6 protein-coding genes are annotated in these 8884 nt (G+C 65.6%); 4 read left to right on the plus strand and 2 right to left on the minus strand.

All coding sequences use genetic code 11. The features are described 5' to 3' along the window. The first annotated feature begins 75 nt into the window (after positions 1-75). Positions 76-873: a GTPase gene (locus PLC66_RS17280; protein ID WP_324542709.1), complete on the plus strand. Its 798-nt coding sequence runs from the start codon at positions 76-78 to the stop codon at positions 871-873. A gap of 38 nt (positions 874-911) precedes the next feature. Here the strand turns inward: PLC66_RS17280 and PLC66_RS22945 are convergent, their stop codons facing one another. Both PLC66_RS22945 and PLC66_RS17290 read right to left on the minus strand, forming a co-directional pair. After that, positions 912-1196: a hypothetical protein gene (locus tag PLC66_RS22945; RefSeq protein WP_503012233.1), complete on the minus strand. Its 285-nt coding sequence runs from the start codon at positions 1194-1196 to the stop codon at positions 912-914. 333 nt (positions 1197-1529) lie between these two features. Continuing rightward, a complete protein-coding gene (locus PLC66_RS17290; protein WP_324542712.1) occupies positions 1530-2333 on the minus strand; it encodes a FadR/GntR family transcriptional regulator in 804 nt (267 codons plus the stop codon). Positions 2334-2607: 274 nt separating this feature from the next. Here PLC66_RS17290 and aceE point away from each other — a divergent pair, with 274 nt between their 5' ends. The 3 genes from aceE to lpdA are packed head-to-tail and all read left to right on the plus strand — an operon-like array spanning position 2608 to position 8784. After that, positions 2608-5271 carry a pyruvate dehydrogenase (acetyl-transferring), homodimeric type gene (gene aceE, locus PLC66_RS17295; RefSeq protein WP_324542714.1) on the plus strand — a complete coding sequence of 888 codons (2664 nt, stop codon included), beginning with the start codon at positions 2608-2610 and terminating at the stop codon, positions 5269-5271. Positions 5272-5291: 20 nt separating this feature from the next. After that, positions 5292-6968, plus strand: a complete 1677-nt coding sequence (gene aceF, locus PLC66_RS17300; protein ID WP_324542716.1) for a dihydrolipoyllysine-residue acetyltransferase — start codon at positions 5292-5294, stop codon at positions 6966-6968. 10 nt (positions 6969-6978) lie between these two features. Next, positions 6979-8784, plus strand: coding sequence for a dihydrolipoyl dehydrogenase (gene lpdA / locus PLC66_RS17305; protein ID WP_324542719.1), 1806 nt, complete (start codon positions 6979-6981; stop codon positions 8782-8784). The last annotated feature ends 100 nt before the right edge of the window (positions 8785-8884 follow it).

The following is an 8884-nucleotide window of genomic DNA, read 5'->3' on the forward strand; positions in this document are numbered from 1 at the left end:
TCCATCCACCTCACCCTCAAGGGATCGACCTCCCTTGCGGGCGGGAGTCCCTTGGTTGCCACAAGGAGCCTCCCCATGGATACCCAAGCCATCCGGGCACAGATGCGAACGCTTGTTGTCGGTCATGTGCCGTCCAACGTCCGTTCGTTCAAGTTCAACCTCTTCGACGGCGAGCCCAAGGTTTCGACGCTGGGCTTTCACATCGACCCGAAGCCTTTCGAGGGCAGGGTCATCGCCACCACCGACGAGGCCATCGTCGTCAAGACGGGACGGGCCGAGTTTGCGGTGCTCGATCGCTCGCTTGTCACCGAAGTTCCCGACGAGGGCGCCAAGGTGCAGGTCGAACCCTACGTCAGACGCCGCTTCGACGGTCAGCGCGCGGACACGCCCGAGGAGCACACCGAGTTCACCGCCGACGGCAAGCCGTACACGGTGCAGCGGTTCGTGCTCGGTTCCGCGCCGGCGAAGCTGCCGATCCCAGAACCCCGCTGCCCCGAGCTGCAAGCGCTTATCCAGCAGATGGAAGAGTTGCCAGCTCCCGACGGTTTCCGGCGCATCACCCATCTGCTGGTGGATGCCGGTGCGCGGGACTTTACCTGGATCGATCCGCTGCCCAAGGACATCATCGCGACGCCGCCGACCATCGCCTTCACGGTGGTCACGGCGAAGTTCCAAGGGCGGGTTGCTGTTCAGTACAAGCGCTGCCTCGACCTTTGCGCGGTCGAATTGCACCGTGACGGCGAACTGGTCGAGCGGGTCGATGAAGTGTTCTTTGATGCTCTTGGCGAGACGCTTGAGCGCCTCGTCGACGATGGGAGTTGGCGGCGCATCCGTGTGCACTGCCTGTCCGGTCGAAAGTCTGTCCGGCACTGACCGCCACGCAGCCTCCTGCTCACCCGGCGGGAGGCATCTCATTCCGCTCCCCGAAGATCACATTCATGTTCTTTGGATGCAAGGGCGCCGACCTGCTGCTCGTGCTTTCCGAGGCGGCGGTCAACCGATGCCGCGTCGTCACGGGCAAGGACCGGGGTGTGCATCTCCTGGGCGAGAGTGGCGAACACCGACCCTATGGACGCCGGAGGCTCGTCGCCGACACAGTGGGCTGCAATCCGGATGTCGATGCGTTCGACGATTGGTGAGAACTTGCGAGTGCTGAACTCGGTGCCAATCACAGTGGCGAGTTCTTCGATACGCACATGGCGTTTCCGCGCTCAGCATGAACCGCGATGGCGACCTCAAGGCGCCCCCCCGGCAACGCAGGCGTCGCTGCGGACCGTTGCGCCGCCGCGGTGTCGCGGAGCGGCATCTGATGGTCCGGCATCCCCAGCCCCACTCGAGAGATGTCTCATTTCCTGGCGCGCGGCTCTCATCACGCGCTCATATCCCCCCTGTCCTGGGCCGCCGCTGATCTCCGTTGTTCGGCGCAGTTTCTCGGGTAGCAGCTCCTGCGTTCACTGCGCGAGAGCTGCCGCTCCTTACGGAAAGCTTTCCACAAGGCGCGCTACGAGACGGTTGCCGCTTGAAAAACGCTAGTCTGCACCCGCTTCCACCTGTTGAGATCTCACACGCTTGCTGCGGGCCCCCGGCTTCTCTAGGTCGGTCATCGCCACCTCCCGCAAGCTGGCTTGGACGAAGCTTAAGTGCAGGTTAGCCGCTTTTCGTGCGGCAGCCGGATCCCGGGCAGCGATTGCCTTGGCGATCTCCGCATGCTGCGCATCGAGCAGCCCGACATTGTCCTGTTGATGGTACAGCGCCTCCCGAGAGCGCAACATGTTCATACGCATGAGGTTGAAGATGCCGCGCGTCACGTGCACCAGCGCGATGTTGTGTGAAGCCTCGGCCACTGCCATGTGGAAATCGACATCGCGCTCGGCATCTTCGAATGCATCAAATTCGCCCTTCCGCTTTCGCATGCGGGTCACAAGCCCATTCAGTTTCTTGATGTCCGTATCCGTGGCGCGAAGAGCCGCGAACTGAGCTGCGATGCACTCGATACCGTGGCGCAGTTCCAGGACGTCATCAACCGTTGAGGGGTGGCGCTGAAGCAGGTGCACCAGCGGATCGGTAATGACCGGAGCGGTCACATCAGTGACGCAATAGCCGCCCCCGCGACGTGCCTGCAGCAACCCCCTGCTTTCGAGGACGAGCAGCGCCTCGCGCAAAGAGGGGCGAGACACGTCCAGTTGCTTGGAAAGATCTCGCTCGGGAGGCAAATTGTCGCCAGGTTTGAGTTCTCCGCTCGCAATCAACCCCTCGATCTGCTCGGCAATGGTATCGGACAGGCGCGCGCGCCTCGGCTGCACGACGGCGCTGAACGATGGGCTCGACGACATGGCGAATTCCTCCTTGGATATCGGTAGTTCAGCGTGCTCCAGGCACGCGGCGGGCGTCGTGGATTGTACGTCCTTGATTGCTGCACTGCGGCGCGCCTGAGGGGTGCAAGCAGCGACCCTTGCGGCTCAATAGATATTAAGGATAGCATTATCAAAATTTCTTGGTCAGACCGGGTAGGCCGGCAGTCCGAGCATACCGGAGGGGGCGCTACCGCAGGAATCATCACTGCAACGCAGCGAAGCACCGACGGGCAATTCAATCCGAGGAGACAACATGAGCACACAAGAGGATATCGACGTCCGTGAAACTGCGGAATGGATCGAAGCGCTGGAGGGGGTCGTTGCAAGTGCCGGCCCTGCGCGCGCCCACTACCTGATCGAGACGCTGATCGCCACGGCGCGCCAGGAAGGGGTGAACATTCCCTACTCGGCCACGACCGAGTACATCAACACCATTCCCGCCGAGCAGCAGCCGCCCTACCCCGGCGATCCGGACATGGAGATCAAGCTGCACTCGTACATTCGCTGGAACGCGATGGCGATGGTGGTGCGCGCGAACAAGGACACTAACGTCGGCGGCCACATCGCCTCCTTCGCCTCGGCCGCGGCCTTGTACGACGTCGGCTTCTCGCACTTCTGGCACGCGCCATCGGATGCCCACGACGGCGACATGATCTACTTCCAGGGCCACTCGGTGCCCGGGGTCTATGCGCGCGCCTTCATGCTCGGCCGGCTCACGGAAGAGCAGATGGACAACTTCCGCCAGGAAGTCGGCGGCAAGGGCATCTCGTCCTACCCGCACCCCTGGCTGATGCCGGATTTCTGGCAGTTCCCGACCGTGTCGATGGGCCTGGGCCCGCTGTGCGCGATCTACCAGGCGCGCTTCATGAAGTACATGGCCAGCCGCGGCATGATCGACGCAGCGCGCGCAGAGCAGCGCAAGGTGTGGGCCTTCCTGGGCGACGGCGAGACCGACGAGGTCGAGTCGCTCGGCGCGATCGGCATGGCCGGCCGCGAGAAGCTCGACAACCTCGTGTTCGTGATCAACTGCAACCTGCAGCGCCTCGATGGCCCGGTGCGCGGCAACGGCAAGATCATCCAGGAGCTCGAAGCCGGCTTCCGCGGCGCGGGCTGGAACGTCATCAAGGTCATCTGGGGCACGGCCTGGGATGCGCTCTTCGCGCGCGACAAGAAGGGTCTCCTCAAGCAGCGCATGATGGAACTGTGCGACGGCGAGTACCAGACCTTCAAGGCCAAGGACGGCGCCTACGTACGCGAGCACTTCTTCAACACGCCCGAGCTGCGCGCGCTGGTGGCCGACTGGACCGACGACCAGGTGTGGAACCTGAACCGCGGCGGCCACGACCTGTTCAAGATCTTCTCCGCCTACAAGGCCGCCAGCGAGCACAAGGGCCAGCCCACGCTGATCCTGGCCAAGACCATCAAGGGCTTCGGCATGGGCCAGGCCGGCGAGGCCATGAACATCAGCCACCAGCAAAAGAAGATGGACGTCGAGGCGATCCGCCGCTTCCGCGACCGCTTCGGCCTGCCGGTGCCCGACGACAAGCTCGAGGAGCTGCCCTACCTGAAGTTCGAGGAAGGCTCCCCGGAATACAAGTACATGATGCAGCGCCGCCTGGACCTGGGCGGCTTCCTGCCCCAGCGCCGCACCAAGGCCGCGCCGTTGGCCGTGCCCGCGCTCGACGCGTTTGCCGCGCTGCTGAAGGCCTCGGGCGAAGGCCGCGAGCTCTCGACCACGATGGCGGTGGTGCGCATCATGAACACGCTCCTCAAGGACAAGCAGATCGGCAAGCACATCGTGCCGATCGTCCCCGACGAGAGCCGCACCTTCGGCATGGAGGGCATGTTCCGCCAGTACGGCATCTGGAACCAGGAAGGCCAGAAGTACGTACCGGAAGATCATGACCAGCTCATGTTCTACAAGGAAAGCCAGACTGGCCAGGTGCTGCAGGAAGGCATCAACGAAGCGGGCGCGATGGCCGACTGGATCGCCGCCGGTACCGCCTACAGCGTGCATGGCGTGCAGATGGTGCCGTTCTACATCTTCTATTCGATGTTCGGCCTGCAGCGCACCATGGACCTGTGCTGGGCGGCAGCCGACCAGCGCACCCGCGGCTTCCTCATCGGGGGCACCGCCGGACGCACCACGCTGAACGGCGAAGGCCTTCAGCACGAGGACGGCCACAGCCTGCTGATGGCCAACATGATCCCCAACTGCATCAGCTACGACCCGACCTTCCAGTACGAAGTCGCGGTCGTCGTGCAGGACGGCATGCGCCGGATGTTCGCCGAACAGGAGGACGTCTACTACTACATCACGGTGATGAACGAGAACTACGAACATCCCGAGATGCCGGTGGGCGCCGAGGCCGACATCCTCAAGGGTCTGTACGCCTTCCGCAAGGGCGCCGAGAGCAGCGGTCCGCGCGTGCAGCTGATGGGTTCGGGCACGATCTTCCGCGAGGTGATCGCCGCCGCCGAGCTGCTCAAGGCCGACTGGGGCGTGGAAGCCGACATCTGGGGCGCGCCCAGCTTCAACGAGCTCGCCCGCAATGGCCAGGACGTCGAGCGCTGGAACCTGCTGCACCCGATGGAAGAGCCCCGCAGCTCGCACGTCGCGCAGAAGCTCGACGGCGCGAAAGGCCCGGTCATCGCCGCCACCGACTACATCCGCATGTTCGCCGAGCAGATCCGTCCGTTCGTGAAGAACACCTACGTCACGCTGGGCACCGACGGCTTCGGGCGCTCGGACACCCGCGAGCAGCTGCGCCACTTCTTCGAGGTGGATCGCCACTGGGTCACGCTGGCCGCGCTGAAGGCCTTGGCCGATGACGGCGTGATCGGCCGCGACAAGGTGGCCGCGGCGCTGGTCAAGTACGAGCTCGATCCGTCCAAGCCGAACCCGATGTCGGTCTGAGCGCGCAAGGAGACAAGAACATGAGCCAACTCATTGAAGTGAAAGTGCCCGACATCGGCGACTTTGACGCCGTGCCGGTGATCGAGCTGTTCGTGAAGGTGGGCGACACGATCGCCGTCGATGACGCGATCGCCACGCTCGAGTCCGACAAGGCCACGATGGACGTGCCGTCGTCGCACGCCGGCGTGGTCAAGGAAGTGCTGGTCAACATCGGCGACAAGGTCTCCGAGGGCAGCGTGCTGATCAAGGTCGAGGCGGCGGGCGTCGCGACGGCTGCGGCAGCGCCTGCAGCCCCTGCCCCCGCCCCGGCCGCAACGGCGCCGGCTGCTGCGCCCGCAGCGCCTGTCGCTGCAGCGGCGCCCGCGGGCGGCGGCGTGGTCGAGGTGGTGGTGCCCGACATCGGTGATTTCGACGCTGTTCCGGTGATCGAGCTGTTCGTGAAGGTGGGCGACAGCATCAAGGTCGACGATGCGATCTGCACACTGGAATCGGACAAGGCCACCATGGACGTGCCCTCCTCGCACGCCGGCGTGGTCAAGGAAGTGCTGGTCAGCATCGGTGACAAGGTCGGCGAAGGCAGCGTGCTGATCAAGGTCGAGACCGCTGGTGGTGCGGCGGTCGCCATACCGGCCGCAGCCGCCGCGCCCGCCCCGGCGGCCGCGGCCGCACCCTCACCGGCCCCCCTGGCCGATGGCGGCCCGGCCGCCAGTGCCCCTGCCTCGATGCCGATTGCGTCGGCCGCGGCGCCCTCGGCGGTCAAGGTCGGCGGCAAGGTGCACGCCAGCCCCTCGGTGCGCGCCTTCGCCCGCGAGCTCGGCGTCGATCTGGGCCAGGTCAAGGCCACCGGTCCGAAGGGCCGCATCCTCAAGGAAGACGTCGCCGCCTTCATCAAGGGCGCGATGACGACCGGCGTGGTCCCCGGCAAGACCCCGGCGGCCGCCGCGGGTGCTTCGCTGGGCGGAGGCCTGGATCTGCTGCCGTGGCCGAAGGTCGACTTCGCCAAGTTCGGCGAGGTCGAGGTCAAGCCTTTGAGCCGCATCAAGAAGATCTCCGGCCAGAACCTCGCCCGCAACTGGGTGATGATCCCGGCGGTGACCTACCACGAGGACGCCGACATCACCGACCTGGAAGCCTTCCGGGTGCAGATGAACAAGGAGTACGAGAAGTCGGGCAAGAAGCTCACCATGCTCGCCTTCATCATCAAGGCCTCGGTGCGCGCGCTGCAGGAGTTCCCCGAGTTCAACACCTCGCTCGATGGCGACAATCTCGTCTACAAGAAGTACTTCAACATCGCGTTTGCCGCCGACACCCCGAACGGGCTGGTGGTGCCGGTGGTGAAGGACGCGGACAAGAAGAGCGTGTTCGACATCGCTTCTGAGTCCGGCGCACTGGCCAAAGCGGCGCGCGACGGCAAGCTCAAGCCGGCTGACATGTCGGGCGCCTGCTTCACGATCAGCTCGCTGGGCGGCATCGGCGGCACCTACTTCGCGCCCATCGTCAATGCGCCCGAAGTGGCCATCCTCGGGGTGAACAAGTCGGTGATGAAGCCGGTGTGGGACGGCAAGCAGTTCGTGCCGCGCCTGACCCTGCCGATGTCGCTGACCGCGGATCACCGCGTCATCGACGGCGCGCTGGCCACCCGCTTCAACGTGTACCTCGCGCAACTGCTGGCGGACTTCCGCCGCGTGATGCTGTAAGGAGATCGCCATGAGTCTCGTGGAAATCAAAGTTCCGGACATCGGCGATTTCGATGCGGTGCCCGTCATCGAGCTGTTCGTGAAGGTGGGCGACAGCATCAACGTGGATGACGCGATCTGCACGCTCGAATCGGACAAGGCCACCATGGACGTGCCGTCCTCGGCCGCCGGCGTGGTCAAGGAAGTGCTGGTCGCGGTCGGTGACAAAGTCGCCGAGGGCACGGTGCTGCTCAAGCTCGAGGCGGCGGGTGCTGCGGCCGCGGCCCCGGCCCCGGCCGCTGCGCCGGCAGCGCCCGCTGCGGCACCCGCTGCGGCCGCGGTCGCCGCACCGGCGGCGGCCGCGCACGCCGGCACGGCGGACGCCGAGTACGACATGGTCGTGCTCGGTGCCGGCCCCGGCGGCTACTCGGCGGCGTTCCGCGCCGCGGACCTCGGTCTCAAGACCGCGATCATCGAGCGCTACGCCAGCCTCGGGGGCGTGTGCCTGAACGTGGGCTGCATTCCCTCCAAGGCGCTGCTGCACGTCGCGGCGGTGATCGAGGAGGCCGAGCATGTCGACAAGGCCGGCATCGTGTTTGCCAAGCCGACCGTGGATGTCGATGCGCTCAGGAAGCACAAGGACGGCGTGATCGGCAAGCTCACCGGCGGTCTCGCCGGCATGGCCAAGGCGCGCAAGGTCGATGTGATCCGCGGCTACGGCAGCTTCCTCGATCCGCATCATCTGGAAGTCGAGGAGACCACCGGCGACGCCCAGGACAAGACCGGCGCGAAGAAGGTGGTGAAGTTCAAGCACTGCATCATCGCCGCCGGGAGCGCCGCGGTGCACCTGCCCTTCATCCCGCGCGATCCGCGCATCGTCGACTCGACCGGCGCGCTCGAGCTGCGCCAGGTGCCGCAAAAGATGCTGGTGATTGGCGGCGGCATCATCGGCCTGGAGATGGCCACGGTGTACTCGACGCTCGGTGCGCGCATCGACGTGGTCGAGATGCTCGACGGCCTGATGCAGGGCCCGGATCGCGACGCCGTGAAGGTGTGGGAGAAGCAGAACGCCCACCGCTTCGACAAGATCATGTTGAAGACCAAGACCGTCGGCGTCGAAGCCCGGGACGATGGCCTGTACGTGAAGTTCGAAGGCGAAGGCGCCCCTGCCGAGCCGGTGAAGTACGACATGATCCTGCAGTCGGCGGGCCGTTCGCCCAACGGCAAGAAGATCGGCGCGGAGAAGGCGGGCGTGATCGTCGGCGAGCGCGGCTTCATTCCGGTGGACGCGCAGATGCGCACCAACGTGGCGCACATCTTTGCGATCGGCGACATCGTCGGCCAGCCCATGCTCGCCCACAAGGCGGTGCATGAGGCGCACGTGGCGGCCGAAGTCGCGGCCGGGGAGGCACAAGGCAAGGCGGAGCTTGCCCGGGCCGCCTTCGACGCCACCGTGATCCCGGGCGTGGCCTACACGCATCCGGAAGTGGCCTGGGTCGGCTACACCGAGGCGCAGGCCAAGGCCGAGGGCAAGAAGATAGACACCGCCAAGTTCCCGTGGGCCGCCAGCGGGCGCGCGATCGCCAACGGCGCCGACTACGGCTTCACCAAGCTGATCTTCGATGCCGAGACCCACCGCGTGATCGGCGGCACCATCGTCGGTCCGTCGGCCGGCGACATGATCGGCGAGGTGTGTCTGGCCATCGAGATGGGCGCGGACGCGGTCGACATCGGCAAGACCATCCACCCGCACCCGACCCTGGGCGAGACCGTGGGCATGGCCGCCGAAGTCGCCCACGGCAGTTGCACCGACCTGCCGCCGATGCGCAAGAAGTAAGGCTCCGCCCCCCAACCCCAACCCCAACCCCAACCCCAACCCCAACCCCAACCCCAACCCCAACCCCAACCCTCCGATACCAGACCGGCATCTGCCACTC

The sequence above is a fragment of the Thauera sp. genome, from assembly GCF_035444905.1.
Lineage (GTDB): Bacteria > Pseudomonadota > Gammaproteobacteria > Burkholderiales > Rhodocyclaceae > Thauera.